The organism is Bacillus sp. GC_Bacil_1 (assembly GCF_026540675.1).
Lineage (GTDB): Bacteria > Bacillota > Bacilli > Bacillales > Bacillaceae_G > Bacillus_A > Bacillus_A cereus.
In genome coordinates, this window is the sequence record NZ_JALNUG010000028.1 from 33,356 (window position 1) to 58,205 (window position 24,850).

Consider the following 24,850-nt stretch of genomic DNA (forward strand, 5'->3'; position numbering starts at 1 on the left):
ATATAAAAAAACCTAAGGGATTTTCCCTTAGGTTTTTTGTTTGCGTTTATATAAAGAAGAAGAGTGTGTTTTTTTGTTTTGACGAGTTTCTTCTATAGTAATATAAAAACAACAAAAGATAATCCAGAAACTGTAAAACGAATTCTGTTAGATGAAAACTTGAAATTCTTTAAAGTGCCATGTATAATAGCAAAAGTAGAGAAAAGCAGATGCAAACAAAAAGATGCTTGCATCTAGACGAATAACATTGTATAATAGACAATGTTGGTCTTTGACTGCGATGAAGTGGAAGGTTGCTGACACACCCGGCCGCTTTGCCATGGCATGGTGTGGGGAAATTTCCATGGAGAAGGTCTATTTTAGAAATAGGCGAACGAAGGAGGGAAAATAATGGCAAAAGAAAAAATTCGTATCCGTTTAAAAGCTTATGATCACCGTATTCTTGATCAATCAGCTGAGAAAATTGTAGAAACAGCTAAGCGTTCTGGGGCAACAGTTTCTGGTCCGATCCCATTACCAACTGAGAAGACTATTTACACAATTCTTCGTGCTGTTCATAAGTACAAAGATTCTCGTGAGCAATTCGAAATGCGCACACACAAACGTTTAATCGATATCGTGAGTCCTACTCCACAAACAGTAGATTCATTAATGCGTTTAGACTTACCGTCTGGTGTAGATATCGAAATCAAACTATAAATTATATAACTTAAAAATGTAGGAGGTGTAACTCATGACCAAAGGAATCTTAGGAAGAAAGATCGGTATGACTCAAGTATTTGCTGAGAACGGTGAGTTAATCCCAGTAACAGTTATCGCTGCTAATCCAAACGTTGTTCTTCAAAAGAAAACAACTGAAACTGATGGCTACAATGCAATCCAGTTAGGATTTGAAGATAAACGTGAAAAGTTAACTAACAAACCTGAACAAGGCCACACTGCTAAAGCATCTACAACTCCTAAGCGCTTCATTCGCGAAATCCGCGATGCAGACGTGGACGGATTAGAGGTTGGTCAAGAGGTAAAAGTTGAAGTTTTCGCTGCAGGTGAAATCGTTGACGTAACAGGAATTTCTAAAGGTAAAGGTTTCCAAGGTGTTATCAAACGCCACGGACAATCTCGCGGACCTATGTCTCATGGTTCTCGCTATCACCGTCGTCCAGGTTCAATGGGCCCAGTTGCTCCGAACCGTGTATTCAAAGGCAAAAAACTTGCTGGACGTATGGGTGGAGACCAAGTTACTATCCAAAACTTAGAAATCGTTCAAGTTGACACTGAGCGCAACTTATTACTAGTAAAAGGTAACGTTCCAGGTGCTAAGAAATCTCTTGTAGTTGTTCAAGGCGCTGTGAAGGTTAGCAAATAATTCACAATAGGAAGGAGGAATTCCAATGCCAAAAGTTACTGTATATAACCAAACTGGTTCACAGGTTGGTGAAATCGAATTAGCTGAAGCTATTTTCGGTATCGAACCAAATGAAGCTGTACTTTTCGAAGCTGTAATGATGCAACGTGCATCTTTACGTCAAGGTACACACAAAGTAAAAACTCGCTCTGAAGTTCGCGGTGGTGGTCGTAAACCATGGCGTCAAAAAGGAACTGGACGTGCTCGTCAAGGGTCTATCCGCTCTCCTCAATGGCGTGGTGGTGGTACGGTATTCGGACCTACACCAAGAAGCTATGCGTACAAACTTCCTAAGAAAGTTCGTCGTTTAGCAATCAAATCTGCATTAGCTACTAAAGTAGTTGAGAACAACATTGTAGTTCTTGAAGACCTAGTGTTAAATGCACCAAAAACAAAAGACATGCTAGCAGTACTTAAAGGATTAACTGTTGAGAAGAAAGCTCTTATCGTAACTGCTGATGCAAACGAATCTGTAGAGTTATCTGCTCGCAATATCCCTGGAGTAACAGTAATCACTGCTGATGGCGTAAACGTTTTAGACGTGCTTCATCATGATAAGCTAATCATGACAAAAGCGGCAGTGGAAAAAGTAGAGGAGGTGCTTGCATAATGAGAGATCCTCGTGATATCATTAAGCGCCCAGTTATCACTGAACGTTCTATGGAAATGATGGCTGAAAAAAAATACACGTTCGATGTGGACGTTAAATCTAATAAAACAGAAGTTAAAGATGCTCTTGAAGCGATCTTTGGTGTTAAAGTAGAAAAAGTGAACATCATGAACTACAAGCCGAAAGCAAAACGCGTTGGTCGTCACGCTGGTTTTACTAGCCGTCGTCGTAAAGCAATCGTTAAGCTAACTGCTGACAGCAAAGAAATCGAAATCTTCCAAGGCGTTTAATTCTTACTAAAGAAGGAGGGAAATTGAGATGGGAATTAAAAAGTATAATCCAACTACTAACGGTCGTCGTAATATGACTACGAATGATTTCGCTGAAATCACGACTGACAGACCCGAAAAGTCATTACTTGCTCCTTTAAGCAAGAAGGCTGGTCGTAATAACCAAGGTAAAATTACTGTACGTCATCAAGGTGGCGGACATAAGCGTCAATACCGTATCATCGACTTTAAGCGTAACAAAGATGGAATTCCAGGACGCGTTGCTACGATCGAATACGATCCAAACCGCTCTGCGAATATCGCATTAATTAACTACGTTGACGGTGAAAAACGTTACATTCTTGCTCCTAAATCTTTAGAAGTAGGTATGGAAGTTATGTCTGGCCCAGAAGCTGACATCAAAATCGGTAACGCATTACCATTAATCAACATTCCAGTAGGTACTGTTGTTCATAACATCGAGCTTAAGCCTGGTCGTGGCGGACAATTAGTTCGTTCTGCTGGTACATCTGCTCAAGTACTTGGTAAAGAAGGTAAATACGTACTTGTACGTTTAACTTCTGGTGAAGTACGTCTTGTATTATCTGCTTGTCGCGCTTCAATCGGTCAAGTAGGTAACGAACAACACGAACTTATCAAAATCGGTAAAGCAGGTCGCTCTCGCTGGTTAGGTAAACGCCCAACAGTTCGTGGTTCTGTAATGAACCCGGTTGATCACCCACACGGTGGTGGTGAAGGACGTTCTCCAATCGGACGTAAGTCTCCAATGTCTCCATGGGGTAAACCAACTCTTGGATTCAAGACTCGTAAGAAAAACAAAGCGTCTGACAAATTCATCGTTCGTCGTCGTAAAAAATAATGGGATTGTAGTACGGTTCATTTCTAGAACCGTACGCCAATCACGAAGGGAGGCACCAAAATGGCTCGTAGCTTAAAAAAAGGACCATTTGTCGATGATCACTTAATGAGCAAAATGGAAAAATTAGTTGCATCTGAGCAAAAACAAGTTGTTAAAACTTGGTCTCGCCGTTCAACAATCTTCCCTCAGTTCATCGGACACACAATCGCTGTATATGATGGTCGTAAACACGTACCTGTGTACATCACTGAGGATATGGTTGGCCATAAGTTAGGTGAATTCGCACCAACTCGTACGTATAAAGGTCACCTTGCTGACGATAAGAAAACTAGAAGATAATGAGAGGAGGCACTTCAATGCAAGCTAAAGCAGTAGCGAGAACAGTTCGTATTGCTCCTCGTAAAGTTCGTTTAGTAGTAGACTTAATCCGAGGTAAGCAAGTGGGTGAAGCGATTGCTATCCTTAACCACACACCAAAAACTGCTTCTCCAGTTGTAGAAAAAGTTTTAAAATCTGCAATCGCAAATGCAGAGCACAATTATGAGATGGACATTAACAACCTAGTTGTTGAAAAAGTCTTCGTTGACGAAGGTCCAACGTTGAAACGTTTCCGTCCACGTGCAATGGGTCGTGCAAGCCAAATTAACAAACGCACAAGCCACATTACAGTTGTGGTATCAGAAAAGAAGGAGGGATAATCGATGGGTCAAAAGGTTAATCCAATTGGTCTTCGTGTCGGTGTTATCCGTGACTGGGAATCTCGTTGGTTCGCTGAGAAAGATTACGCTACATTATTACATGAAGACATCAAAATCCGTGAGTACATTAATGTACGCTTAAAAGATTCTGCTGTTGCTAAAGTAGAAATCGAACGTGCAGCAAATCGTGTAAATGTTACAATTCACACTGCAAAACCTGGTATGGTAATTGGTAAAGGTGGTACTGAAGTTGAAGCACTTCGTAAAGCTCTTAACCAATTAACAGGCAAGCGTGTACACATCAACATTTTAGAAGTTAAGAGAGCTGATCTTAACGCTAAATTAGTAGGCGAAAACATCGCTCGTCAATTAGAAAACCGTGTATCATTCCGTCGTGCACAAAAGCAAGTTATTCAACGTGCTATGCGTGCAGGTGCTAAAGGTATTAAAACACAGGTTTCTGGTCGTCTTGGCGGAGCTGATATCGCTCGTGCAGAATCTTACAGTGAAGGAACTGTTCCACTTCATACACTTCGCGCTGATATTGACTATGCAGCAGTTGAAGCTGATACAACATACGGTAAATTAGGCGTAAAAGTATGGATCTACCGTGGAGAAGTCCTTCCTACAAAAAAGAAAGCTTCTGAGGAAGGAGGAAAATAATATGTTAATGCCAAAACGCGTAAAATATCGTAGAGAGCATCGTGGTAAAATGCGTGGTCGTGCTAAAGGTGGAACTGAAGTTGCTTTCGGTGAATTCGGTTTACAAGCACAAGCTGCTTCATGGATTACAAACCGTCAAATCGAAGCTGCTCGTCGTGCAATGACTCGTTACATGAAACGTGGCGGTAAAGTATGGATTAAAATTTTCCCTTCTAAACCTTACACTGCAAAACCTCTAGAAGTACGTATGGGTTCCGGTAAAGGGGCACCAGAAGGCTGGGTAGCAGTAGTAAAACCTGGGAAAATTATGTTCGAAATCGCGGGTGTATCTGAAGAGGTAGCACGCGAAGCATTACGTCTTGCAGCTCACAAGTTACCTGTGAAATGTAAATTCGTAAAACGTGAAGAAAATGGTGGTGAATCTAATGAAAACTAATGATATTCGTGAATTAACCACTGCCGAAATCGAAACAAAAGTTAAAGCTTTAAAGGAAGAGTTGTTTAATCTTCGCTTCCAACTTGCTACAGGACAATTAGAGAATCCAACTCGCATTCGTGAAGTGCGTAAAGCAATTGCTCGTATGAAAACTGTAGTTCGTGAAAGAGAGATCGGAATTAATCGATAAATTGAGGGGAGGTTTGCATAGTGAGCGAACGTAACCAACGCAAAGTTTATACTGGTCGTGTAGTGTCTGACAAAATGGACAAAACGATTACAGTTTTAGTTGAAACTTACAAAACTCATTCCTTGTACGGAAAACGTGTTAAGTATTCTAAGAAGTACAAAGCCCATGATGAGCAAAACCAAGCGAAACTTGGCGATATCGTTAAAATCATGGAAACTCGCCCGCTTTCTGCTACTAAGCGTTTCCGTTTAGTTGAAATCGTTGAAGAAGCGGTTATTATCTAAATAGACGAATCGGAATTTTTAGTCCGAAGGGAGGTTTCATAACATGATCCAACAAGAATCTCGTTTGAAAGTTGCTGACAACTCTGGTGCACGTGAACTTTTAACAATTAAAGTATTAGGCGGCTCTGGTCGTAAATATGCTAACATTGGTGACATTATCGTTGCTACGGTAAAACAAGCAACACCAGGTGGCGTTGTTAAAAAAGGTGACGTTGTTAAAGCAGTAGTAGTACGTACGAAGAGCGGAGCTCGTCGTCCGGACGGTTCTTACATCAAATTTGATGAAAACGCAGCGGTTATCATTAAAGACGATAAGAGCCCACGTGGTACTCGTATCTTCGGACCAGTAGCTCGTGAATTACGTGATAGCAACTTCATGAAGATCGTTTCTTTAGCTCCAGAAGTTCTATAATTTAAGGTATTGCCTTGCTAAGGAGGTGCAGAATTAAGATGCATGTAAAAAAAGGTGATAAAGTACAGGTAATCACTGGTAAAGACAAAGGAAAACAAGGCGTTATCCTTGTGGCTTTCCCAAAGCAAAACCGTGTTATCGTTGAGGGTGTTAACATCGTTAAAAAACACTCTAAGCCATCTCAATTAAATCCACAAGGTGGAATTATTACTAAAGAAGCACCTATTCACGTTTCTAACGTTATGATTTTAGATCCGAAAACAGGTGAACCTACTCGCGTAGGCTTCAAAGTAGAAGATGGTAAAAAAGTTCGTATTGCAAAAAAATCTGGTGAATTATTAGATAAATAATTTTCTTAAGAAAGGAGGTCACTTCATTGAATCGCCTTAAAGAGAAGTTCCAAAAGGAAATTACTCCTGCTCTAGTGAGCAAGTTTAACTATAAATCTGTGATGGAAGTACCGAAAATCGAAAAGATCGTAATCAACACTGGTGTTGGTGACGCGGTATCTAACTCAAAAGCTTTAGACAATGCAGTAGAAGAATTAACACAAATCGCAGGTCAAAAACCTGTTGTAACTCGTGCTAAAAAATCAATCGCTGGTTTCCGTCTTCGTGAAGGTATGCCAATCGGTGCGAAAGTAACTTTACGCGGCGAGCAAATGTATGAGTTCTTCGACAAATTAGTATCGGTTTCTTTACCACGTGTACGTGATTTCCGTGGTGTTTCTAAGAAATCATTCGATGGTCGTGGGAACTACACATTAGGTGTTAAAGAGCAACTTATCTTCCCTGAGATTGATTATGATAAAGTAAGCAAAGTACGCGGTATGGACATCGTAATCGTTACTACAGCGAAAACTGATGAAGAAGCTCGTGAACTTTTAACACAATTCGGTATGCCATTCCAAAAATAATGGAAGCCAACGCTAAGTAGAGGAGGCGAAAACGTGGCTAAAAAATCTATGATAGCGAAACAAAAGCGTACTCCTAAGTTTAAAGTACAAGAGTATACACGTTGCGAACGCTGCGGTCGTCCGCATTCTGTATACCGCAAATTTAAACTTTGCCGTATTTGTTTCCGTGAACTTGCATATAAAGGTCAAATTCCTGGTGTTAAAAAAGCTAGTTGGTAAAACCCACAAATGGGAAGGAGGTAAAACACATGGTGATGACAGATCCAATTGCAGACATGCTTACTCGCATCCGTAATGCGAACATGGTACGTCATGAGAAATTAGAGGTTCCTGCTTCTAAAATCAAAAAAGAGATCGCTGAACTTTTAAAACGTGAAGGTTTCATTCGTGATGTAGAATACATCGAGGATAACAAACAAGGTATCCTTCGTATTTTCCTGAAATATGGTGCAAACAATGAACGTGTAATCACTGGATTAAAACGTATCAGTAAACCTGGCTTACGCGTTTACGCTAAAGCTGACGAAGTACCACGTGTACTTAACGGATTAGGTATCGCTCTTGTTTCTACATCTAAGGGAGTAATGACAGACAAAGACGCTCGTCAATTACAAACTGGTGGAGAAGTAGTAGCATACGTTTGGTAATATATATTTAAAACGAACGGAGGTGTGACCACATGTCTCGTATTGGTAAAAAGATTCTTGAAATCCCTGCAGGTGTTACTATTACAATTGCAGAAGACAATACTGTAACAGTAAAAGGCCCTAAAGGTGAATTAACTCGTAAATTCAATGCTGATATGTCTATCAAAATTGAAGAAAATACACTAACAGTTGAGCGTCCATCTGAACAGAAGGAACACCGTGCATTACACGGTACAACTCGTGCTTTAATCGGAAACATGGTTGAAGGTGTAACTGCAGGTTTCGCACGCGGACTTGAATTAGTCGGTGTTGGTTACCGTGCTCAAAAACAAGGAGATAAACTTGTTTTAAGCGTAGGTTATTCTCATCCAGTAGAAATGACTCCGGAAGCAGGTCTTGAAGTTGAAGTACCTGCACCAACTAAAATCGTAATTAAAGGTATCGACAAGCAACGTGTTGGCGAATTTGCTGCTAACATCCGTGCTGTACGTGCTCCTGAGCCTTACAAAGGTAAAGGTATTCGTTACGAAGGCGAAGTTGTTCGTCGTAAAGAAGGTAAAACTGCTAAGTAAACCCGTTAGGTGAGAGAAAGGAGTGACAAGAAAATGATCACTAAAGCTGATAAAAATGCGACTCGTAAGAAAAGACATGCACGTGTACGTGCTAAACTTACTGGTACTGCAGAGCGTCCACGTTTAAACGTGTTCCGTTCTAACCAACATATTTACGCTCAAGTTATTGATGATGTGAATGGTGTAACGTTAGTAAGTGCATCTACTCTTGATAAAGACCTTGCTCTTAACGGTACTAGCAATACTGAAGCTGCTACGAAAGTTGGAGAATCAGTTGCTAAGCGTGCTGTAGAGAAAGGCGTTAAAGAAGTAGTATTTGATCGCGGTGGTTACTTATACCATGGCCGTGTTAAAGCTCTAGCTGAAGCTGCTCGTGAGGCTGGATTACAATTTTAATGGTCAAAGGAGGGAAAATTGATGCATCGCATTGACCCAAGTAAATTAGAACTTGAAGAACGTGTAGTTACGATAAATCGTGTCGCGAAAGTTGTTAAGGGTGGTCGTCGTTTCCGCTTTGCTGCACTAGTTGTAGTTGGCGATAAAAACGGTCATGTTGGATTCGGTACTGGTAAAGCACAAGAGGTACCAGACGCAATCCGCAAAGCTATCGAAGACGCTAAGAAAAACTTAATCGCTGTACCATTAGTTGGTACAACAATTCCACACACAATCAACGGTCACTTTGGAGCTGGTGAAGTATTCTTAAAACCTGCTGCTGAAGGTACTGGTGTTATTGCTGGTGGACCTGTTCGTGCGGTACTTGAATTAGCTGGTGTACAAGATATTCTTTCGAAATCTCTTGGTTCTAACACACCAATCAACATGATTCGCGCTACTGTGAACGGATTAAGCGAACTTAAGCGCGCTGAAGATGTTGCAAAATTACGCGGTAAATCTGTAGAAGAGCTACTAGGTTAAGGAGGGAAAACAAATGGCGAAAAAGTTAGAAATTACCCTCACTCGTAGTGTAATTGGTCGTCCACAAGATCAACGTGCGACGGTAGAAGCTTTAGGTCTTAAAAAGTTGAATTCAACTGTAGTTAAGGAAGAAACTCCTGCTATTCTTGGTATGATCAACAAAGTTTCTCACCTTTTAACTGTAAAAGAAGCTTAAGGATAACTCATTAATATAAGGAGGTGCCTGGGAATGAAACTTCATGAATTAAAACCTGCAGAAGGTTCTCGTAAAGTACGTAACCGTGTCGGTCGTGGTATCGGTTCTGGTAACGGTAAAACTGCTGGTAAAGGTCATAAAGGACAAAACGCACGTTCTGGTGGCGGTGTTCGTCTTGGCTTCGAAGGTGGTCAAACTCCATTATTCCGTCGTTTACCAAAACGCGGCTTCACAAACATTAACCGTAAAGAGTTTACTATTGTAAACTTATCAACGTTAAATCGTTTTGAAGATGGTACAGAAGTAACACCTGAATTATTGCTGGAAACTGGCGTTATCAGCAAGTTAAACGACGGTGTTAAAATTCTTGCAAGCGGAGCAGTAGAGAAAAAACTAACTGTTAAAGCGCACAAGTTCTCTTCAAGTGCTAAAGAAGCAATTGAAGCAGCTGGCGGATCAGTTGAGGTGATCTAATGTTTCGTACAATCTCCAACTTTATGCGCGTTGCTGAGATAAGACGTAAAATATTATTCACTTTAGCGATGTTAATCGTATTCAGGATTGGCACGTTTATCCCAGTGCCATTTACAAATGGAGACGTACTGAAAGCACAAGACCAATTAAATGCTTTAGGTATTCTAAATACATTTGGCGGTGGCGCCTTGAAAAACTTCTCCATCTTTGCGATGGGAATCATGCCGTATATTACAGCATCCATCATCGTGCAATTATTGCAGATGGATGTTGTTCCTAAATTTTCGGAATGGTCGAAGCAAGGTGAAATGGGCCGTCGTAAACTAACGCAATTCACGCGTTACTTTACAATTGTTCTTGCGTTTATTCAGGGGTTTGGTATGTCAATCGGTTTTAACGGTATGGTAGGTGGGCAATTAATTTTGAATCCTGGTTGGAGCACTTATTTATACATTGCTACGGTACTGACTGCTGGTACTGCATTTTTAATGTGGTTAGGCGAACAGATTACAGCTAAAGGTGTGGGTAATGGTATTTCCATCCTTATCTTTGGCGGTATTGCTGCAGCGATCCCAAGTGTTATATCTCAAGTGTATCAACAACAGTTTCAAAATATCGGAGATCAATTGTTCATGAGTATCGTTAAAGTTGCATTGATTTTACTAGCTGTGCTAGCAGTTATTGTTGGTGTTATTTTCATTCAACAAGCTGTTAGAAAGATCCCAATTCAATACGCGAAGCGTGTAACAGGAGGGAATGGGAATCATGCTGGAGCACAAAACACACATTTACCGCTTAAGGTAAATAGTGCGGGTGTTATTCCAGTCATTTTTGCTGTTTCATTCTTAATTACGCCTCCAACTATTGCACAGTTCTTCCCGAAACATGATGTATCGCAGTGGATTATTGCAAACTTTAACTATTCTCACCCAGTGGGAATGATCATATATGTTGCGCTCATTGTAGCCTTCACATATTTCTATGCGTTTGTTCAGGTTAATCCAGAGCAAATGTCAGAGAATCTAAACAAGCAAGGTGGATATGTTCCAGGTATTCGTCCGGGTAAGAATACAGAACAATATCTAACAAAAATCTTGTATCGTTTGACCTTTGTAGGATCAATTTTCCTAGCAGCGATTGCAATCTTACCAGTTATCTTTACGAAATTGGGAAATCTTCCTCCATCTGCACAGATTGGTGGAACGAGTATGTTAATCGTTGTCGGCGTTGCTTTAGAAACAATGAAGCAGCTAGAAAGCCAACTGGTAAAACGCCATTACAAAGGGTTTATCAAGCAGTGAGTAAGTGGGAAGAACCATCTTCCCTACATGCTCATGTACTGAGGGGGAACAAGGATGAACTTAATTTTAATGGGGCTTCCTGGTGCTGGTAAAGGTACACAAGCCGAACAGATTGTAGCCAAGTATAACATCCCTCACATTTCAACAGGAGATATGTTCCGTGCAGCTATGAAGGCTGAAACTGAAATGGGTCTACAAGCAAAATCTTTTATTGATAAAGGTGCACTTGTTCCAGATGAAGTTACAATCGGAATTGTTCGTGAACGTTTAAGTCAAGAAGACTGCGTAAGAGGTTTCTTACTAGACGGTTTCCCACGAACTGTTGCACAAGCATCAGCTCTTGAAGAGATTATGAAAGATCTTGGCAAAAAAATCGACTATGTTTTAAACATTAATGTGGATTCAGGGTTGTTATTAAAACGCCTTACAGGCCGTCGCATTTGTAAAGAGTGCGGTGCGACTTACCACTTAGAATTCAATCCACCAGCAACAGCTGATGTGTGCGATAAATGTGGTGGCGAATTATACCAACGCTCTGATGACAATGAAGAAACTGTAGCAAATCGTTTAGATGTGAATATTAAGCAAACAAAACCTTTGCTTGATTTCTACGACGAGCTTGGTTACTTAAAAAGCATTAATGGTGAGCAAGATATCAATAAAGTATTTGCTGATATCGATGTTCTCATCGGAGGCTTAGCGTAATGATCATCTGCAAAACTCCTCGCGAGATAGAAATCATGCGAGAAGCTGGCAGAATCGTTGCTTTAACTCATCAAGAGTTGAAACAGCACATTACTCCAGGAATTACAACGAAAGAGCTCGATCAAATAGCGGAAAAGACGATTCAAAAATATGGTGCTACGCCATCTTTTAAAGGATACAACGGATTTCCGGGGAGCATATGTGCTTCTGTAAATGAAGAGCTTGTACACGGAATTCCAGGAAAGCGCAAGCTCAAAGAGGGCGATATCATCAGTATCGATATTGGTGCGAAATACAATGGGTACCATGGAGATTCTGCATGGACGTATCCAGTTGGAAACATTTCTGAATCTGTTCAAAAGCTACTTGATGTCACAGAAAAATCGTTGTATCTTGGTCTAGAACAAGTAAAACCAGGCGAGAGATTATCAAATATCTCACATGCGGTTCAAACCCATGCTGAAGAGAATGGATTCTCGATCGTTAGGGAGTATGTTGGTCACGGAATCGGGCAAGACTTACATGAGGACCCTCAAATCCCGCACTATGGTCCACCAAATAGAGGCCCTAGATTAAAGCCGGGAATGGTCATCTGTGTTGAGCCGATGGTGAATCAAGGAAGACGATATGTAAAAACACTATCTGATGACTGGACAGTGGTAACGGTAGATGGTAAATGGTGTGCCCATTTTGAGCACACGATTGCTCTTACAGAAGCAGGATACGAAATCCTTACCACTTTATAAGTAGCTGGCTCTCCGGGATTTCAGAGCAGTGTAAAATGTTACTGATTTGAAGAAGGGAGAACTATTGAATGGCTAAAGATGATGTAATTGAAGTCGAAGGTACCGTTCTTGAAACGTTGCCAAATGCTATGTTCAAAGTAGAATTAGAGAATGGGCATGTCGTATTGGCTCACGTTTCTGGTAAAATCCGTATGAACTTCATTCGTATTTTACCAGGAGACAAAGTTACGGTAGAATTATCTCCGTACGATTTAAATCGTGGTCGTATTACGTACCGTTTTAAATAATATAGCACTCCGTAATCTTTAAGGAGGTTCGAGACATGAAAGTAAGACCGTCAGTTAAACCAATCTGCGAAAAATGTAAAGTTATTCGTAGACGTGGAAAAGTAATGGTTATTTGTGAAAACCCTAAACATAAACAAAAACAAGGTTAATCAGAAGGAGGTGCATTCAGAATGGCACGTATCGCAGGTGTAGATATTCCTCGAGACAAACGCGTTGTTATTTCTTTAACTTACGTATTCGGCATTGGTCGCACAACTGCTGAAAAAATTCTTACTGAAGCTGGTATTTCTTCAGAAACACGAGTTCGTGATTTAACGGAAGACGAATTAGGACGTATCCGTGATGTTATCGATCGTATTAAAGTTGAGGGAGACCTTCGTCGTGAAGTATCTCTTAACATTAAACGTCTAATGGAGATCGGTTCTTACCGTGGTCTTCGTCACCGTCGTGGTTTACCAGTTCGTGGTCAAAATTCTAAAAACAATGCTCGTACACGTAAAGGTCCACGTCGTACAGTAGCAAATAAAAAGAAATAATAAGTAAAGGAGGTTGAACTAACAATGGCACGTAAAACAAACACTCGTAAAAAACGTGTGAAAAAGAATATCGAAGCTGGTATAGCTCATATTCGTTCTACTTTCAACAACACAATCGTAACACTTACAGATACTCACGGTAACGCGCTTTCTTGGTCTAGTGCTGGTGCACTTGGTTTCCGTGGATCTCGTAAATCTACTCCATTCGCTGCGCAAATGGCTGCTGAAGCTGCTGCTAAAGTTGCAATGGAGCACGGTTTAAAAACTTTAGAGGTTACTGTTAAAGGTCCTGGTGCTGGTCGTGAAGCTGCAATTCGTGCTCTTCAAGCTGCAGGTCTAGAAGTAACAGCAATTAGAGATGTTACTCCAGTTCCTCATAATGGATGTCGTCCGCCAAAACGTCGTCGTGTGTAATTTTTCTGTATAGAATTTTCCCTTTTGTCTATAATGGATATGATGCATTATCGAGAAATTTCGTACAGAAACATCGCTTGTTGTGCACAATCGGGAACTGCCTAAGGGGGACTTTCGGTTAGACAGGGGTTATACCTTTGTTTAACCGGGGTTTCGACGTTTTGAAGGAGGGTTTAGTTAATGATTGAAATCGAAAAGCCGAAAATCGAAACGGTTGAACTTAACGAAGATGCTAAATATGGTAAATTCGTAATTGAACCGCTTGAGCGTGGATATGGTACTACTTTGGGTAACTCCTTACGTCGTATTCTTTTATCCTCACTCCCTGGTGCCGCTGTTACTGCTATCCAAATCGATGGCGTATTACATGAATTTTCAACAGTTGAGGGCGTAGTAGAAGACGTTACGACGATCATCTTAAACTTGAAAAAGTTAGCTCTTAAAATCTACTCTGAAGAAGAGAAGACGTTGGAAATTGATGTGCAGGGCGAAGGTATTGTCACAGCTGCTGATATTACTCACGATAGTGATGTAGAAATCTTAAATCCAGATTTACACATTGCAACGTTAGCAAAAGATGCGCATTTCCGCGTGCGTTTAACTGCAAAGCGTGGCCGTGGGTATACGCCAGCTGATGCAAATAAAAGCGAAGATCAACCAATAGGAGTAATTCCTATTGATTCTATTTATACTCCAGTATCACGTGTGACTTACCAAGTGGAAAAGACACGTGTCGGACAAGTGGCTAATTATGATAAGCTTACGCTTGATGTATGGACGGATGGAAGCATCGGGCCAAAAGAAGCTATCTCTTTAGGTGCCAAAATCTTAACTGAGCATTTAAATATCTTTGTTGGTTTAACTGATGAAGCACAAAATGCTGAGATTATGGTCGAGAAGGAAGAAGATCAAAAAGAGAAAGTTCTTGAGATGACTATCGAAGAACTAGACCTTTCTGTTCGTTCTTATAATTGCCTAAAACGTGCAGGAATTAATACTGTACAAGAGCTTGCGAACAAAACAGAAGAAGATATGATGAAAGTTCGTAACTTAGGACGTAAATCCTTAGAAGAAGTTAAACATAAACTTGAGGAATTAGGTTTAGGTTTACGTAAAGACGACTGAGGATTTAAACCCATGAACAAAGGAGGGAACTACGAATGGCATACAGAAAATTAGGCCGTACAAGTGCGCAACGTAAAGCTATGTTACGTGACTTAGCTACTGATTTAATTATCAACGAGCGCATCCAAACGACAGAAACTCGTGCAAAAGAACTTCGTTCTGTAGTGGAAAAAATGATCACTTTAGGTAAACGCGGAGATCTTCATGCTCGTCGTCAAGCAGCAGCTTTCATTCGCAATGAAGTAGCTAACGCTGAGACTGGTCAAGATGCACTTCAAAAATTATTCGCTGATGTAGCTCCACGCTATGCTGAGCGCCAAGGCGGATACACTCGTATTGCAAAAATTGGTCCACGTCGCGGAGACGCAGCACCAATGGTAATTATCGAGTTAGTATAATGATAATTAAAAGGGCAGGACAGTTCTTTTCAAGAAACTGGTCATGGCCCTTTTTTTTAAATATAAAAATAGGCGAGCTTGGCGAAGGAAAGGGTGCCTTCTATTGAAAAAAGAGAAACTTCGGATAGGAAATATATCATTTCAATATCCTGGGGCAGCCACGTATGCATTAAAAGATGTTTCATTTTCCTTATATGAGGGAGAATGGGTATCTATTATTGGACAAAACGGTTCAGGAAAGTCTACACTTGCAAAATTATTGAATGGTTTGTTTTTGCCGGAAGCAGGGACTATTACAGTAAATGATTCAATGGTTTTATCAGAGGAAACGGTATGGGATGTTCGAAAACAAATTGGAATGGTATTTCAAAATCCAGATAATCAATTTGTTGGAACAACAGTGCAAGATGATGTTGTATTTGGCTTAGAGAATATCGGAATGCCCAGAGAACAAATGATTGAAAGATTAGAACAGGCCTTACGACTTGTCCGTATGGAAGATTTTCTTAATGATGAGCCTCATTCCTTATCTGGTGGGCAAAAGCAGCGAGTGGCAATAGCGGGCGTTTTAGCACTTCAGCCATCTATTTTAATATTAGATGAAGCAACGTCAATGTTAGATCCTCAAGGAAGACGTGAAGTAGTAGAAACGGTTAGACAACTTGTTAATCAAAAAGGTATTACTGTGCTATCAATTACGCACGATTTAGAAGAAGCGGCACAGTCAGATCGTGTCATTATTTTAAATAAGGGAGAAATATTAGAGGAAGGGACTCCAGAGAAAATTTTCAAGTCCTCTCATATGCTCCAAGAAATTGGCTTAGATGTACCGTTTTCGGTGAAAATAGCAGAATTATTAAAAAGAAATGAAATTATTTTGCAAAATACGCATCTTACAATGGAAAGCTTGGTGAACGAACTTTGGAGATTACATTCCAAAAAGTAGAACATCGTTATCAATATAAAACTCCATTTGAAAGACGCGCACTTTATGATGTAGACGTGTCGTTTCCAAGTGGGGGCTATTATGCCATTATCGGTCATACTGGTTCAGGTAAGTCGACGATGATTCAACATTTAAATGGTTTATTGCAGCCGACAAATGGTACAGTTCAAATTGGTGAACATTTGATTTCGGCAGGAAAGAAAGAAAAAAAGCTAAAGCCACTACGTAAAAAAGTAGGGGTTGTCTTTCAATTCCCAGAACATCAGTTGTTTGAAGAGACTGTGGAGAAAGATATTTGTTTCGGCCCTACTAATTTTGGGGTATCTGTAGAAGAAGCGAAGCAAAAGGCAAGAGAGGCAATTGAACTTGTAGGGTTAGAGCCAGAACTGTTAACACGTTCACCGTTTGAGTTAAGTGGCGGGCAAATGAGGCGTGTTGCGATAGCGGGTGTATTGGCGATGGAACCTGAAGTGCTTGTATTAGATGAACCTACAGCAGGTCTAGATCCAAAAGGGCAGAACGAACTTATGCAGATGTTTTATAAGTTGCATAAGGAGAAGGGGCTTACAGTTATCCTTGTAACGCATAATATGGAGGATGCCGCTCAGTATGCGGAGCAGATTGTAGTTATGCATAAAGGAACGGTCTTTTTGCAAGGAAGTGCAGAGGAAGTATTTTCACATGCTGATGAACTAGAGAAAATTGGTGTGGATCTTCCTATGTCATTAAAGTATAAACGTGCAATTGAAGAGAAGTTTGGTATTTCAATTCCAAAGGCTACCTTATCTTTAGAGGATCTTACTCATGAAGTTGTGCAGGTGTTACGAAAAGGTGGTCATGAATCATGCAGCAGTTGATTATTGGGAGATATATCCCGGGGAATTCACTTATTCATCAACTTGATCCACGTACGAAGCTGCTGATTGTCTTTTTATATGTATTTGTTGTTTTCTTAGCAAATAATGCGATTTCATATGGATTTTTATTTTTATATGCACTCATTGCTTTATTTTTTGCAAAAGTGCCGATTCGTTATGTACTTTCGGGCTTAAAACCAATTTTATGGATTTTTCTTTTTACATTTTTCCTGCATATTTTTACAAATAAAGAGGGGGATGTACTACTCCAGCTTGGTTGGTTTTCGATACATGAAAAAGGATTAGAGCAAGGGATATACATTTCTGTACGATTCTTCGTTATTATTTTAATGACGACATTATTAACGTTAACGACGACACCTATTGAAATTACAGATGGTTTGGAGACGTTATTAAAGCCGTTGAAGCGTATAAAGGTTCCTGTTCATGAAATCGCATTAATGATGTCAATTTCTCTTCGTTTTATTCCGACATTAATGGATGAAACGAGTAAAATAATGAAAGCACAAGCATCACGTGGTATTGATTTCGCTGGGGGACCGATAAAAGATAGAATGAAAGCTATTATCTCACTGCTTGTTCCTCTGTTTATCAGTGCTTTTAAGCGTGCAGAGGACTTAGCTATTGCGATGGAAGCTCGTGGATATCAAAGTGGTGAAGGACGTACTAAATTTAGGCAACTACGCTGGAAAACAAGCGATACAGTAACGATTGTAAGCTTATTTTGTTTAGCTTGTATTTTGGCATGGGTGCGATCGTAATGGAGAATAGAGAAATGGATAGAATAAAATGTACGGTTGCATATGATGGCATGCATTTTTGTGGTTATCAAATTCAGCCGAAGCATCGTACTGTTCAACAGGAGATAGAAAAAGCATTACAGAAATTGCATAAAGGAGAACTTGTTCGTGTTCAGGCATCTGGTAGAACAGATTCTACGGTTCATGCAAAAGGACAAGTCATACACTTTGATACTCCTTTGTCTCTTGAAGAGTGGCAATGGAGTAACGCTTTAAATACAATGTTGCCAGATGATATTGTTATTAGGCAAGTAGAGAAAAAAACAGAAGAATTTCATGCACGTTACGGTGTTGAGAAAAAAGAATATCGTTATCGTGTATTCTTATCGAAGACTGCGGATGTATTCCGTAGAAATTACGTATATCAATATCCATATCCGCTCGAAATCAAAAAAATAAGAAAAGCAATTCCGTATTTTATTGGAACGCATGATTTCACTTCTTTTTGTTCGGCAAAAACTGACAAAAAAGATAAAGTGCGAACAATTTATGAAATCGAGTTAATTGAGCAAGACGATGAATTAATTTTTCGTTTTGTAGGTAATGGATTTTTATATAATATGGTCAGAATTATTGTTGGTACGTTACTTAACGTAGGGCAAGGAAAGCTTGATCCTGATAGCATTCCAGAGATTTTAGCGAAACAAAATCGTCAGTTTGCTGGAAAGATGGCTCCAGGTCATGGGCTTTACCTATGGGAGGTAAACTATAACAACTAATCCTGGTGTAACATTTGCTTGACATTAGAAACTCAAAAGTATATCATAACATATGGTATTGTTTCTAAAACCACGATTAGCCCCGGAAGGAAATCGTGTTTAAGATAAACAATAGATTTTTTCTATGGAAAAGATAACGAGGAGGGAAACACATGCGTACGACTTTTATGGCAAAAGCTAACGAAGTTGAGCGTAAATGGTATGTGGTTGATGCTGAAGGTCAAACTTTAGGTCGCCTATCTACTGAAGTAGCATCCATTTTACGTGGTAAAAACAAACCTACATTTACACCACACGTTGACACGGGTGATCATGTAATTATTATTAACGCTGAGAAAATTCATTTAACAGGTAATAAATTAAACGATAAAATTTACTACCGTCACACTAACCACCCAGGTGGACTTAAGCAAAGAACAGCTCTTGAAATGCGTACAAACTACCCTGTACAAATGTTAGAGCTTGCAATTAAAGGCATGCTTCCAAAAGGACGCTTAGGCCGTCAAGTTTCTAAGAAACTTAACGTGTATGCTGGAGCAGAGCATCCACACCAAGCACAAAAACCAGAAGTTTACGAACTTCGCGGATAATTAATTAAAGGAGGGCTTACTTTGGCACAGGTTCAATACTATGGCACTGGACGTCGTAAGAGTTCAGTAGCGCGCGTACGCCTAGTTCCAGGCGAAGGACGCGTTATCATTAACGGTCGTGATTTTGAAAACTATATCCCATTTGCTGCATTACGTGAAGTAGTGAAACAACCTCTAGTTGCAACAGAAACTTTAGGTAACTACGATGTACTTGTAAACGTAAATGGTGGTGGATACACTGGTCAAGCTGGTGCTATTCGTCACGGTATTTCTCGCGCTTTATTAAAAGCTGATCCAGAATACCGTCTAACACTAAAACGTGCAGGTCTATTAACTCGTGACGCACGTATGAAAGAGCGTAAAAAATACGGTCTTAAAGGCGCACGTCGTGCACCTCAGTTCTCAAAACGTTAATTTTTGCGAACTACAAACCCCAACCATTTTGGTTGGGGTTTTTTTATGTTTCATTCCTCTTTTGTAATTTTTATAGCTTGGAATATTTTAGTGCTACCACCGCGCGTATGCTTCTTCTTTAGAAGTTTAGACTAATACGTATTAGGGAGGTTTATAAGTACTATGAATGTCATTGTCAGCTTACAAGAAAAACAAAAAGAAAAGCAGTTAAAATACGAGCGGAAGATGTTGCGGGAATTATCATTAAAAACATTACGTTCAAATATTCGTGATGCCTTTCAAATGCAAGAGCTTCATCGTCAGTATGAAGATTACTGTATTGAATTAGGGATAGAATCTTATTTATTAGGAGCGAGATATAGTAAATTTGGTTATTATGGTGAATCGTTTTTTGATGTGAAATATAGAGCTTTAGAAGAAGAACAACAATTAACTGAAACGCTATTTCAATTTTTAACGAGTATGACTATGCGAGAAATAAAGTTGAAAGATGAGGAATTACTTTTTGAATCTTGTCAGCAGTTTATAGGATTGTGGTGGCAAGAAGGGTATGAAAAAGGTGAAAGAAGATATCGATTAAAGCTTCATTAAGACAAGCATAAACTTTCCTCTTGTCCCATATAAGTAATTAGAGGGACTAGCTGGAGGAGGAAAGGTATGAAGAGAATTCGAATTATCTCTTTTGCACTCGCTGCGGTTGTATTGTTTTTTTTAGTCAAACAAGAATTTCAAATTACAAAATCGTGGCGAGCTTGGAATTTACCCTTATCAGGGAAAGTAATTGTATTAGATGCTGGTCATGGTGGACCAGATGGAGGGGCTGTTGGAGGAAAGGATATTATAGAAAAGGATATTACGCTTGAAATTACAAAAAAGGTACAAGACTATTTACAAGAACAAGGTGCACTAGTTATTTTAACGCGTGAGGGAGATTATGATTTAGCTAACAAAGATACAAAGTCATATAGTAGACGTAAAGCAGAGGATTTAAAAAAACGTGTAGAAATCATCAATAAACCTGATGTAGACTTTTTTGCAAGTATTCATTTAAATGCTTTAACTAGTAGTGGATCGAAAGGCGCACAAACGTTCTATTACCGCTCTTCAATTGAAAATGAACGTGCTGCAAAATTTATACAGGCTGAATTGAGAACAAGTTTAGAGAACACGAATCGTTCTGCTAAGACAATTTCGCATGTGTATTTATTAAAGTATTCTAAAACACCAGGTGCTTTAATTGAAGCCGGCTTTTTATCGAATGTGAACGAAAGGTATATGTTAAATTCGGAGAAATATCAGCAAAAGGTAGCGGCTGCAATATACCGGGGTATATTACGCTATTTCACGGAAAAAGGAAATCCTCCAGAATAAGGAGGATTTTTTTGAGTTTCTCTCGTTAACGAAGTTTTCGGAAAATATGTTATACTGGAAATGTAAACGCATTTATTTCAAGAATAAGCAGAGATAAATTCAATTAACATTACGTTATTTTTCATACAGGGGGCTGGGCTAATTATGGTAACGAAAGAACAAGTGGTTGAAGCGTTAGAAGGGATTGTAGATCCGTTTTTACATAAAACATTAAAAGAAACAAGTGCAATTAAAGAGGTAACAGTCAAGCCTGAGAAGGAACATGTGAGTGTCAAAATTGCAATCGTAAAAACTGGTACAGCGGAACAAATGCAGTTGCAGTCTGGAATTGTAAAGTTATTAAAAGAGCTTGGAGCAGCAACAGTTGGACTTCGTTTTGCAGAATTTACAGAAGAGGAATTAGCTCAGTTTGCACCAGAACAAGAAGCAGAGCAAAGTGAATCTTTATTGTCACCAAATTCAAAAACGACATTCTTAGCAGTAGCGAGTGGAAAAGGTGGCGTGGGAAAATCAACCGTTTCCGTTAACCTTGCAGTTGCTTTAGCTCGTTTAGGAAAAAAAGTTGGTATTATTGATGCGGACATTTACGGTTTTAGTGTGCCAGACATGATGGGGATAGAAAAACGTCCCATCGTGAGAGGTGATAAGATAATTCCGGTGGAACGTTTAGGTGTAAAGGTAATCTCAATGGGCTTCTTTGTAGAGGATAATGCACCAGTTATTTGGAGAGGACCTATGCTTGGGAAAATGTTAAACCACTTCTTCACAGAAGTAGAATGGGGCGATTTAGATTATTTAGTATTAGATTTGCCACCAGGCACAGGTGATATTGCGTTAGATGTGCACTCAATGTTGCCATCTTGCAAAGAGATTATTGTAACGACGCCGCATCCAACAGCTGCGTTTGTAGCAGCGCGTGCTGGAGCGATGGCATTACGCACTGAACATAGTATTCTCGGTGTTGTTGAGAACATGGCATATTTTGAAAGTAAGGTAACTGGTGAGAAAGAATATGTATTTGGAAGAGGCGGGGGAGATAAGTTAGCTACCGAACTACAAACGAATGTTCTTGGGCGTATTCCGCTGCAACAACCCGATTGGAATAAAGAAGACTTTGCTCCTTCAGTATATGAGGATACACATACAACCGGCATTATTTATAGTAAAATAGCTGAAACAGTAATTGATAAAACAGCTGTTACACAAAAATAAAGCGAAACTTTAATCAGTGGGGTTCATCTGTTACTGGCAACAACTAGTAAACCTTTCGCTTAACTAGAGGGCCATTTTGTCTGTTAATAGCAAGATAAAGTAATAACGAGTGGACAATTTATACATTGTCCACTCGTTATTATAGTTATTATTTTCACTGTTCTTCCTTCTTCTCGCCTTGAGAACCGCCGTCACCGCCTGCTTCTTTCTTATCAGATCCACCTTTTTCAGCCTTTTGTACACCTTTACTAATGATATCAATCATCTTGGCTTGGAAGAGTGGACTTTCAGCAGTTTCTGTTAGTACTTGTTGTAGATATTGACGGTATTCTTTACTCTTCATTGTTTGTAACATCATTTTTTCTACTTCAGGATTTTTCATAATTTCTATAACGCCTGCTTGGTATTCAGGGTCTTTTAATAAGGTTTTCATTAATTGGGTTTGTTCTTTCCCCATACTTTTAGCAAACTTTGATGAGAACTCAGGATCTTTAAAGAGCTTTTCCCAGAATTGTTGCCCTTTATCGGATACCATGGCATCTTCAATCGTTTTCTTTACTACTGTTTCATCTAGTATGAGTGCTTGTTTCATTTTTTCATCAGTTAATACATCTTGAATAGCTTTCTTACCTTGATCTGTTTTTAAAATATCAACAATCATTTTCTTTGTTTGATCGTAATCTAGTTCGGATTTCGTTTCTTTTCCTTGTGCGCATGCTACAAGTGCGATAAGTAGAAAAGAAGAAACGAAAATGAATAGTATCCGTTTCATAAGTTGGAACTCCTTTCAGCACAGTTCTCTCTTTTTAATATAAATATCTTTAAGGAATTTATACATGAACATGGCTAGCTTTTTGAAATTGTCATTGATACAATTTAATTAGAAATATAAGGATAATGGGGGATGTGTTGTGAATAGCCGCAAGTGGGTACGACTATTTTTAACGACGTTGTTTCTTGGTGGGATTAGCACAGTTATTATTGGTTTTGTTTTGGAGTGGGACAGGTACAATGAATTTTTTCAAAATTTCGACGTTAAGGAGATTTTAGCGGTATCTTTCTGGTTGATGGGTGTAGGATTTATTTTTAGCGTTATAAGTCAAATGGGATTCTTTGCATATTTAACAATCCATCGTTTTGGACTAGGGATGTTTCGCTCATCGTCTTTATGGAATGCAGTCCAGCTCTTTTTTATTGCATTCGTATTATTTGATTTTGTGTATTTAAGATCTGTACTTATTGCAAATGGGGAAATCTCATTGGGGAATAACATACTTGTTGCTGGAATTTTATTTGTGTTTGGAGCAATTGTTGCTTATGTAAAAAGTAAAGAAACAAATAAAAAAGCATTTGTGCCAGCTCTGTTCTTTATGGTTGTTGTAACGATTCTTGAATGGGTACCGGCGCTTCGGATTAATGATACAGATTGGTTATATTTAATGGTTATACCGCTATTGTTATGTAATGCATATCAATTACTTGTATTACATCGTTTAATCGGAAAAACGAGTAAATCTGCTTAATAGAGAGAGGTTTTATATATCAGCAGTTATATTACTGGAAATGGTGTGATTAAAAAAGCTCTACCACCTTTTTGAAAGGTAGTAGAGCTTTTTATACGTGAAGAGTAGTAGGGACGAAGCTATTTCACATCTTCACTTTTCGTACTTGTGTTGGAAATAAGTTGTGATACGGATATTTGCTCATATCCATCACTTTTTAATTTTTGCAGGAGCAGCGGTAAAGCTCTATTTGTTTGAAGGGCAGAATCGGATGCGTGTAATAAGACAATATCTCCACCTTTCAAATTATTAGAGACGGTGGAAACGATGTGATTTACACCTGGGTTTTTCCAATCGTTGGAATTATTACTCCAATGCACGACGGTGTATCCAAGTGATTCTGCAATTTTAAGGGTTACCTTGTTAAATTCGCCACTAGGTGGACGTAACAGCTTGACTTGTTTTACCCCAAGTTTTGTAAAAACATCTTGTGCTCGTAAAAGGTCTCGTCTTATTTCGTTCGTCTCTAGAGAAGTATATGATGTGTAATTGTAACCCATACTACCAATTTCGTGTCCATCTTTCATGATGCGCTCTACAATATCGGGGTGTCTTTCGGCCCATGCAGCAGAAAGGAAGAAGGTTGCATTCTTAATTTGTCTTTCTTTAAGAGTATCAAGGATTGGAATTGCTTTTTTGTCTCCCCAACTAATATCAAACGTAAATGCAACTTGCTTTTTAGCGGTATCTCCTTTGTAAATTACTTTAGGACCTGTAGCAGTTGAAAAAGCAGATTCATGTGAATATGTTTTTAAAAAGAGTAGCCATGCTGTAAATAAGGAAAGTATCACTATTAAGCTAATGTGTTTAAAAGTTCTCTTACTCGTAATAAAAAAGAAAAACATAATATTACGCCCCTTTGTCCAATCCTTTTCAGTTACATATATGCTGTAAATATAAAAAAGAGAACAAAGGATTAATATCGTAAGTAGTGGATATAATGAATGATAGGATTGTAATAAGTGAAAATGAGCGAAACGTTTATTGTTACGTAAGGAATTATTGAGGTGATCATTTGCTTGGGCTGATGTTGACAAAAGAAGAGAGAAAAGAGATGGAATACATATTAAAGAGAGAGTTAGAGGAACTTTTATTTGATTTTGAAGATGAGCGTATTCATGAAGTTGTAAAAAAGGCGATGGAAGAAAGATATAAAATCATTTTTTGTTTATTTCGGAGAGTTGCTAACGCAGAGGAATGTATTCGTTATGTAAGAAAAAGAACTTTTTATTAAAAAGTGTTGACGTTAATAGTTTGTATATGGTAAATTAATAAA

43 protein-coding genes are annotated in these 24,850 nt (G+C 39.1%); 41 read left to right on the plus strand and 2 right to left on the minus strand.

Going from position 1 to position 24,850, the window contains the following annotated elements; translation table 11 throughout:
* The first annotated feature begins 390 nt into the window (after positions 1–390).
* The 39 genes from rpsJ to OXT04_RS27795 all read left to right on the plus strand — a co-directional run bounded on the left by rpsJ (position 391) and on the right by OXT04_RS27795 (position 22,012).
* Entirely contained in the window at positions 391–699 is a 309-nt protein-coding gene (rpsJ, locus tag OXT04_RS27605) for a 30S ribosomal protein S10 (protein ID WP_001040595.1), read from the plus strand.
* A 34-nt stretch (positions 700–733) separates the two neighbouring features.
* Positions 734–1,366 carry a 50S ribosomal protein L3 gene (gene rplC / locus OXT04_RS27610; RefSeq protein WP_000160209.1) on the plus strand — a complete coding sequence of 211 codons (633 nt, stop codon included), beginning with the start codon at positions 734–736 and terminating at the stop codon, positions 1,364–1,366.
* 25 nt (positions 1,367–1,391) lie between these two features.
* Positions 1,392–2,015: a 50S ribosomal protein L4 gene (gene rplD / locus OXT04_RS27615; protein ID WP_001127258.1), complete on the plus strand. Its 624-nt coding sequence runs from the start codon at positions 1,392–1,394 to the stop codon at positions 2,013–2,015.
* Entirely contained in the window at positions 2,015–2,305 is a 291-nt protein-coding gene (rplW, locus tag OXT04_RS27620) for a 50S ribosomal protein L23 (protein WP_001205558.1), read from the plus strand. The genes rplD and rplW overlap by 1 nt, the downstream gene beginning before the upstream one ends.
* Positions 2,306–2,333: 28 nt before the next feature.
* Positions 2,334–3,164, plus strand: a complete 831-nt coding sequence (gene rplB / locus OXT04_RS27625) for a 50S ribosomal protein L2 (protein ID WP_000511583.1) — start codon at positions 2,334–2,336, stop codon at positions 3,162–3,164.
* A gap of 60 nt (positions 3,165–3,224) precedes the next feature.
* Complete coding sequence (gene rpsS / locus OXT04_RS27630; RefSeq protein WP_000124454.1) at positions 3,225–3,503, plus strand: 30S ribosomal protein S19; 279 nt, start codon at positions 3,225–3,227, stop codon at positions 3,501–3,503.
* Between the two features lie 17 nt (positions 3,504–3,520).
* Positions 3,521–3,862, plus strand: a complete 342-nt coding sequence (rplV, locus tag OXT04_RS27635; protein ID WP_001148024.1) for a 50S ribosomal protein L22 — start codon at positions 3,521–3,523, stop codon at positions 3,860–3,862.
* A gap of 3 nt (positions 3,863–3,865) precedes the next feature.
* The gene (gene rpsC / locus OXT04_RS27640) at positions 3,866–4,525 is read left to right on the plus strand and encodes a 30S ribosomal protein S3 (protein WP_000529956.1); all 660 of its coding nucleotides are present in this window, start codon (positions 3,866–3,868) and stop codon (positions 4,523–4,525) included.
* 1 nt (position 4,526) lies between these two features.
* Entirely contained in the window at positions 4,527–4,961 is a 435-nt protein-coding gene (gene rplP, locus OXT04_RS27645) for a 50S ribosomal protein L16 (protein ID WP_000928971.1), read from the plus strand.
* Entirely contained in the window at positions 4,951–5,151 is a 201-nt protein-coding gene (gene rpmC, locus OXT04_RS27650) for a 50S ribosomal protein L29 (RefSeq protein WP_000855718.1), read from the plus strand. The genes rplP and rpmC overlap by 11 nt, the downstream gene beginning before the upstream one ends.
* Before the next feature lie 20 nt (positions 5,152–5,171).
* Positions 5,172–5,435 (plus strand): 30S ribosomal protein S17, encoded by a 264-nt coding sequence (gene rpsQ / locus OXT04_RS27655; protein ID WP_000004106.1) that lies wholly within the window; start codon positions 5,172–5,174, stop codon positions 5,433–5,435.
* Positions 5,436–5,478: 43 nt separating this feature from the next.
* Entirely contained in the window at positions 5,479–5,847 is a 369-nt protein-coding gene (rplN, locus tag OXT04_RS27660) for a 50S ribosomal protein L14 (RefSeq protein ID WP_000615912.1), read from the plus strand.
* 38 nt (positions 5,848–5,885) lie between these two features.
* The gene (rplX, locus tag OXT04_RS27665) at positions 5,886–6,197 is read left to right on the plus strand and encodes a 50S ribosomal protein L24 (protein WP_000558200.1); all 312 of its coding nucleotides are present in this window, start codon (positions 5,886–5,888) and stop codon (positions 6,195–6,197) included.
* A gap of 26 nt (positions 6,198–6,223) precedes the next feature.
* Positions 6,224–6,763 carry a 50S ribosomal protein L5 gene (gene rplE / locus OXT04_RS27670; RefSeq protein ID WP_001080829.1) on the plus strand — a complete coding sequence of 180 codons (540 nt, stop codon included), beginning with the start codon at positions 6,224–6,226 and terminating at the stop codon, positions 6,761–6,763.
* Positions 6,764–6,796: 33 nt separating this feature from the next.
* On the plus strand, positions 6,797–6,982 hold the full coding sequence (gene rpsN, locus OXT04_RS27675) for a 30S ribosomal protein S14 (RefSeq protein ID WP_001085700.1): 186 nt from the start codon (positions 6,797–6,799) through the stop codon (positions 6,980–6,982).
* Between the two features lie 29 nt (positions 6,983–7,011).
* Complete coding sequence (gene rpsH, locus OXT04_RS27680) at positions 7,012–7,410, plus strand: 30S ribosomal protein S8 (RefSeq protein ID WP_000245511.1); 399 nt, start codon at positions 7,012–7,014, stop codon at positions 7,408–7,410.
* A 32-nt stretch (positions 7,411–7,442) separates the two neighbouring features.
* A complete protein-coding gene (gene rplF / locus OXT04_RS27685; RefSeq protein WP_000086551.1) occupies positions 7,443–7,982 on the plus strand; it encodes a 50S ribosomal protein L6 in 540 nt (179 codons plus the stop codon).
* Positions 7,983–8,015: 33 nt separating this feature from the next.
* Positions 8,016–8,378, plus strand: coding sequence for a 50S ribosomal protein L18 (gene rplR / locus OXT04_RS27690; RefSeq protein WP_000628818.1), 363 nt, complete (start codon positions 8,016–8,018; stop codon positions 8,376–8,378).
* Positions 8,379–8,399: 21 nt separating this feature from the next.
* Positions 8,400–8,900, plus strand: a complete 501-nt coding sequence (gene rpsE, locus OXT04_RS27695; protein WP_000554646.1) for a 30S ribosomal protein S5 — start codon at positions 8,400–8,402, stop codon at positions 8,898–8,900.
* A gap of 13 nt (positions 8,901–8,913) precedes the next feature.
* On the plus strand, positions 8,914–9,096 hold the full coding sequence (gene rpmD, locus OXT04_RS27700) for a 50S ribosomal protein L30 (protein WP_001085233.1): 183 nt from the start codon (positions 8,914–8,916) through the stop codon (positions 9,094–9,096).
* 33 nt (positions 9,097–9,129) lie between these two features.
* Positions 9,130–9,570: a 50S ribosomal protein L15 gene (gene rplO, locus OXT04_RS27705; protein ID WP_000766083.1), complete on the plus strand. Its 441-nt coding sequence runs from the start codon at positions 9,130–9,132 to the stop codon at positions 9,568–9,570.
* The gene (gene secY, locus OXT04_RS27710; protein ID WP_000490118.1) at positions 9,570–10,871 is read left to right on the plus strand and encodes a preprotein translocase subunit SecY; all 1,302 of its coding nucleotides are present in this window, start codon (positions 9,570–9,572) and stop codon (positions 10,869–10,871) included. The genes rplO and secY overlap by 1 nt, the downstream gene beginning before the upstream one ends.
* A 54-nt stretch (positions 10,872–10,925) precedes the next feature.
* Positions 10,926–11,576: an adenylate kinase gene (locus tag OXT04_RS27715; RefSeq protein ID WP_001048997.1), complete on the plus strand. Its 651-nt coding sequence runs from the start codon at positions 10,926–10,928 to the stop codon at positions 11,574–11,576.
* On the plus strand, positions 11,576–12,322 hold the full coding sequence (map, locus tag OXT04_RS27720) for a type I methionyl aminopeptidase (protein ID WP_000582539.1): 747 nt from the start codon (positions 11,576–11,578) through the stop codon (positions 12,320–12,322). The genes OXT04_RS27715 and map overlap by 1 nt, the downstream gene beginning before the upstream one ends.
* Before the next feature lie 68 nt (positions 12,323–12,390).
* Positions 12,391–12,609 carry a translation initiation factor IF-1 gene (gene infA / locus OXT04_RS27725; protein ID WP_001029884.1) on the plus strand — a complete coding sequence of 73 codons (219 nt, stop codon included), beginning with the start codon at positions 12,391–12,393 and terminating at the stop codon, positions 12,607–12,609.
* A 35-nt stretch (positions 12,610–12,644) separates the two neighbouring features.
* On the plus strand, positions 12,645–12,758 hold the full coding sequence (gene rpmJ / locus OXT04_RS27730) for a 50S ribosomal protein L36 (protein WP_000868344.1): 114 nt from the start codon (positions 12,645–12,647) through the stop codon (positions 12,756–12,758).
* A 21-nt stretch (positions 12,759–12,779) separates the two neighbouring features.
* Entirely contained in the window at positions 12,780–13,145 is a 366-nt protein-coding gene (gene rpsM / locus OXT04_RS27735; RefSeq protein ID WP_000090792.1) for a 30S ribosomal protein S13, read from the plus strand.
* A 24-nt stretch (positions 13,146–13,169) separates the two neighbouring features.
* Complete coding sequence (gene rpsK, locus OXT04_RS27740; protein ID WP_000101797.1) at positions 13,170–13,559, plus strand: 30S ribosomal protein S11; 390 nt, start codon at positions 13,170–13,172, stop codon at positions 13,557–13,559.
* Between the two features lie 180 nt (positions 13,560–13,739).
* The gene (locus tag OXT04_RS27745) at positions 13,740–14,684 is read left to right on the plus strand and encodes a DNA-directed RNA polymerase subunit alpha (protein WP_000569643.1); all 945 of its coding nucleotides are present in this window, start codon (positions 13,740–13,742) and stop codon (positions 14,682–14,684) included.
* 35 nt (positions 14,685–14,719) lie between these two features.
* Positions 14,720–15,082 (plus strand): 50S ribosomal protein L17, encoded by a 363-nt coding sequence (gene rplQ, locus OXT04_RS27750; protein WP_000331490.1) that lies wholly within the window; start codon positions 14,720–14,722, stop codon positions 15,080–15,082.
* 103 nt (positions 15,083–15,185) lie between these two features.
* Positions 15,186–16,028 carry an energy-coupling factor ABC transporter ATP-binding protein gene (locus OXT04_RS27755; RefSeq protein ID WP_000711762.1) on the plus strand — a complete coding sequence of 281 codons (843 nt, stop codon included), beginning with the start codon at positions 15,186–15,188 and terminating at the stop codon, positions 16,026–16,028.
* Positions 16,004–16,885 carry an energy-coupling factor ABC transporter ATP-binding protein gene (locus tag OXT04_RS27760; protein WP_000406539.1) on the plus strand — a complete coding sequence of 294 codons (882 nt, stop codon included), beginning with the start codon at positions 16,004–16,006 and terminating at the stop codon, positions 16,883–16,885. The genes OXT04_RS27755 and OXT04_RS27760 overlap by 25 nt, the downstream gene beginning before the upstream one ends.
* A complete protein-coding gene (locus OXT04_RS27765) occupies positions 16,873–17,667 on the plus strand; it encodes an energy-coupling factor transporter transmembrane component T family protein (protein ID WP_001186530.1) in 795 nt (264 codons plus the stop codon). Before OXT04_RS27760 ends, OXT04_RS27765 begins: the two co-directional genes overlap by 13 nt.
* 14 nt (positions 17,668–17,681) lie before the next feature.
* A complete protein-coding gene (gene truA / locus OXT04_RS27770; RefSeq protein ID WP_064531903.1) occupies positions 17,682–18,425 on the plus strand; it encodes a tRNA pseudouridine(38-40) synthase TruA in 744 nt (247 codons plus the stop codon).
* Positions 18,426–18,577: 152 nt separating this feature from the next.
* The gene (gene rplM / locus OXT04_RS27775; RefSeq protein ID WP_001260795.1) at positions 18,578–19,015 is read left to right on the plus strand and encodes a 50S ribosomal protein L13; all 438 of its coding nucleotides are present in this window, start codon (positions 18,578–18,580) and stop codon (positions 19,013–19,015) included.
* Between the two features lie 21 nt (positions 19,016–19,036).
* Positions 19,037–19,429, plus strand: a complete 393-nt coding sequence (gene rpsI / locus OXT04_RS27780; protein ID WP_000079986.1) for a 30S ribosomal protein S9 — start codon at positions 19,037–19,039, stop codon at positions 19,427–19,429.
* A 162-nt stretch (positions 19,430–19,591) separates the two neighbouring features.
* Complete coding sequence (locus OXT04_RS27785) at positions 19,592–20,020, plus strand: DUF2521 family protein (RefSeq protein ID WP_001101005.1); 429 nt, start codon at positions 19,592–19,594, stop codon at positions 20,018–20,020.
* 66 nt (positions 20,021–20,086) lie between these two features.
* On the plus strand, positions 20,087–20,800 hold the full coding sequence (cwlD, locus tag OXT04_RS27790) for an N-acetylmuramoyl-L-alanine amidase CwlD (RefSeq protein WP_000822439.1): 714 nt from the start codon (positions 20,087–20,089) through the stop codon (positions 20,798–20,800).
* A gap of 144 nt (positions 20,801–20,944) precedes the next feature.
* Positions 20,945–22,012, plus strand: coding sequence for an Mrp/NBP35 family ATP-binding protein (locus OXT04_RS27795; RefSeq protein WP_000256623.1), 1,068 nt, complete (start codon positions 20,945–20,947; stop codon positions 22,010–22,012).
* A gap of 154 nt (positions 22,013–22,166) precedes the next feature.
* Here the strand turns inward: OXT04_RS27795 and gerD are convergent, their stop codons facing one another.
* Positions 22,167–22,784, minus strand: a complete 618-nt coding sequence (gene gerD, locus OXT04_RS27800; RefSeq protein WP_050842394.1) for a spore germination lipoprotein GerD — start codon at positions 22,782–22,784, stop codon at positions 22,167–22,169.
* 139 nt (positions 22,785–22,923) lie between these two features.
* On the opposite strand from gerD, the gene kbaA reads away from it, so the two are divergent.
* On the plus strand, positions 22,924–23,535 hold the full coding sequence (gene kbaA / locus OXT04_RS27805) for a KinB signaling pathway activation protein KbaA (RefSeq protein ID WP_001088531.1): 612 nt from the start codon (positions 22,924–22,926) through the stop codon (positions 23,533–23,535).
* A gap of 119 nt (positions 23,536–23,654) precedes the next feature.
* On the opposite strand, the gene pdaB is transcribed toward kbaA, so the two are convergent.
* A complete protein-coding gene (gene pdaB / locus OXT04_RS27810; protein ID WP_000464718.1) occupies positions 23,655–24,419 on the minus strand; it encodes a polysaccharide deacetylase family sporulation protein PdaB in 765 nt (254 codons plus the stop codon).
* A gap of 170 nt (positions 24,420–24,589) precedes the next feature.
* On the opposite strand from pdaB, the gene OXT04_RS27815 reads away from it, so the two are divergent.
* Positions 24,590–24,808 carry a hypothetical protein gene (locus OXT04_RS27815; RefSeq protein ID WP_000901145.1) on the plus strand — a complete coding sequence of 73 codons (219 nt, stop codon included), beginning with the start codon at positions 24,590–24,592 and terminating at the stop codon, positions 24,806–24,808.
* Positions 24,809–24,850: the final 42 nt, after the last annotated feature.

What these genes read in the sequence shown, in the direction of transcription:
- rpsJ (WP_001040595.1), top strand. Translation starts at nt 391, where the DNA reads ATGGCAAAAGAAAAAATTCGTATCCGTTTAAAAGCTTATGATCACCGT.
- rplC (WP_000160209.1), top strand. Translation starts at nt 734, where the DNA reads ATGACCAAAGGAATCTTAGGAAGAAAGATCGGTATGACTCAAGTATTT.
- rplD (WP_001127258.1), top strand. Translation starts at nt 1,392, where the DNA reads ATGCCAAAAGTTACTGTATATAACCAAACTGGTTCACAGGTTGGTGAA.
- rplW (WP_001205558.1), top strand. Translation starts at nt 2,015, where the DNA reads ATGAGAGATCCTCGTGATATCATTAAGCGCCCAGTTATCACTGAACGT.
- rplB (WP_000511583.1), top strand. Translation starts at nt 2,334, where the DNA reads ATGGGAATTAAAAAGTATAATCCAACTACTAACGGTCGTCGTAATATG.
- rpsS (WP_000124454.1), top strand. Translation starts at nt 3,225, where the DNA reads ATGGCTCGTAGCTTAAAAAAAGGACCATTTGTCGATGATCACTTAATG.
- rplV (WP_001148024.1), top strand. Translation starts at nt 3,521, where the DNA reads ATGCAAGCTAAAGCAGTAGCGAGAACAGTTCGTATTGCTCCTCGTAAA.
- rpsC (WP_000529956.1), top strand. Translation starts at nt 3,866, where the DNA reads ATGGGTCAAAAGGTTAATCCAATTGGTCTTCGTGTCGGTGTTATCCGT.
- rplP (WP_000928971.1), top strand. Translation starts at nt 4,527, where the DNA reads ATGTTAATGCCAAAACGCGTAAAATATCGTAGAGAGCATCGTGGTAAA.
- rpmC (WP_000855718.1), top strand. Translation starts at nt 4,951, where the DNA reads ATGAAAACTAATGATATTCGTGAATTAACCACTGCCGAAATCGAAACA.
- rplN (WP_000615912.1), top strand. Translation starts at nt 5,479, where the DNA reads ATGATCCAACAAGAATCTCGTTTGAAAGTTGCTGACAACTCTGGTGCA.
- rplX (WP_000558200.1), top strand. Translation starts at nt 5,886, where the DNA reads ATGCATGTAAAAAAAGGTGATAAAGTACAGGTAATCACTGGTAAAGAC.
- rpsH (WP_000245511.1), top strand. Translation starts at nt 7,012, where the DNA reads ATGGTGATGACAGATCCAATTGCAGACATGCTTACTCGCATCCGTAAT.
- rplF (WP_000086551.1), top strand. Translation starts at nt 7,443, where the DNA reads ATGTCTCGTATTGGTAAAAAGATTCTTGAAATCCCTGCAGGTGTTACT.
- rplR (WP_000628818.1), top strand. Translation starts at nt 8,016, where the DNA reads ATGATCACTAAAGCTGATAAAAATGCGACTCGTAAGAAAAGACATGCA.
- rpsE (WP_000554646.1), top strand. Translation starts at nt 8,400, where the DNA reads ATGCATCGCATTGACCCAAGTAAATTAGAACTTGAAGAACGTGTAGTT.
- rpmD (WP_001085233.1), top strand. Translation starts at nt 8,914, where the DNA reads ATGGCGAAAAAGTTAGAAATTACCCTCACTCGTAGTGTAATTGGTCGT.
- rplO (WP_000766083.1), top strand. Translation starts at nt 9,130, where the DNA reads ATGAAACTTCATGAATTAAAACCTGCAGAAGGTTCTCGTAAAGTACGT.
- secY (WP_000490118.1), top strand. Translation starts at nt 9,570, where the DNA reads ATGTTTCGTACAATCTCCAACTTTATGCGCGTTGCTGAGATAAGACGT.
- OXT04_RS27715 (WP_001048997.1), top strand. Translation starts at nt 10,926, where the DNA reads ATGAACTTAATTTTAATGGGGCTTCCTGGTGCTGGTAAAGGTACACAA.
- map (WP_000582539.1), top strand. Translation starts at nt 11,576, where the DNA reads ATGATCATCTGCAAAACTCCTCGCGAGATAGAAATCATGCGAGAAGCT.
- infA (WP_001029884.1), top strand. Translation starts at nt 12,391, where the DNA reads ATGGCTAAAGATGATGTAATTGAAGTCGAAGGTACCGTTCTTGAAACG.
- rpmJ (WP_000868344.1), top strand. Translation starts at nt 12,645, where the DNA reads ATGAAAGTAAGACCGTCAGTTAAACCAATCTGCGAAAAATGTAAAGTT.
- rpsM (WP_000090792.1), top strand. Translation starts at nt 12,780, where the DNA reads ATGGCACGTATCGCAGGTGTAGATATTCCTCGAGACAAACGCGTTGTT.
- rpsK (WP_000101797.1), top strand. Translation starts at nt 13,170, where the DNA reads ATGGCACGTAAAACAAACACTCGTAAAAAACGTGTGAAAAAGAATATC.
- OXT04_RS27745 (WP_000569643.1), top strand. Translation starts at nt 13,740, where the DNA reads ATGATTGAAATCGAAAAGCCGAAAATCGAAACGGTTGAACTTAACGAA.
- rplQ (WP_000331490.1), top strand. Translation starts at nt 14,720, where the DNA reads ATGGCATACAGAAAATTAGGCCGTACAAGTGCGCAACGTAAAGCTATG.
- OXT04_RS27765 (WP_001186530.1), top strand. Translation starts at nt 16,873, where the DNA reads ATGCAGCAGTTGATTATTGGGAGATATATCCCGGGGAATTCACTTATT.
- truA (WP_064531903.1), top strand. Translation starts at nt 17,682, where the DNA reads ATGGATAGAATAAAATGTACGGTTGCATATGATGGCATGCATTTTTGT.
- rplM (WP_001260795.1), top strand. Translation starts at nt 18,578, where the DNA reads ATGCGTACGACTTTTATGGCAAAAGCTAACGAAGTTGAGCGTAAATGG.
- OXT04_RS27785 (WP_001101005.1), top strand. Translation starts at nt 19,592, where the DNA reads ATGAATGTCATTGTCAGCTTACAAGAAAAACAAAAAGAAAAGCAGTTA.
- cwlD (WP_000822439.1), top strand. Translation starts at nt 20,087, where the DNA reads ATGAAGAGAATTCGAATTATCTCTTTTGCACTCGCTGCGGTTGTATTG.
- OXT04_RS27795 (WP_000256623.1), top strand. Translation starts at nt 20,945, where the DNA reads ATGGTAACGAAAGAACAAGTGGTTGAAGCGTTAGAAGGGATTGTAGAT.
- gerD (WP_050842394.1), bottom strand. Translation starts at nt 22,784, where the DNA reads ATGAAACGGATACTATTCATTTTCGTTTCTTCTTTTCTACTTATCGCA.
- pdaB (WP_000464718.1), bottom strand. Translation starts at nt 24,419, where the DNA reads ATGTTTTTCTTTTTTATTACGAGTAAGAGAACTTTTAAACACATTAGC.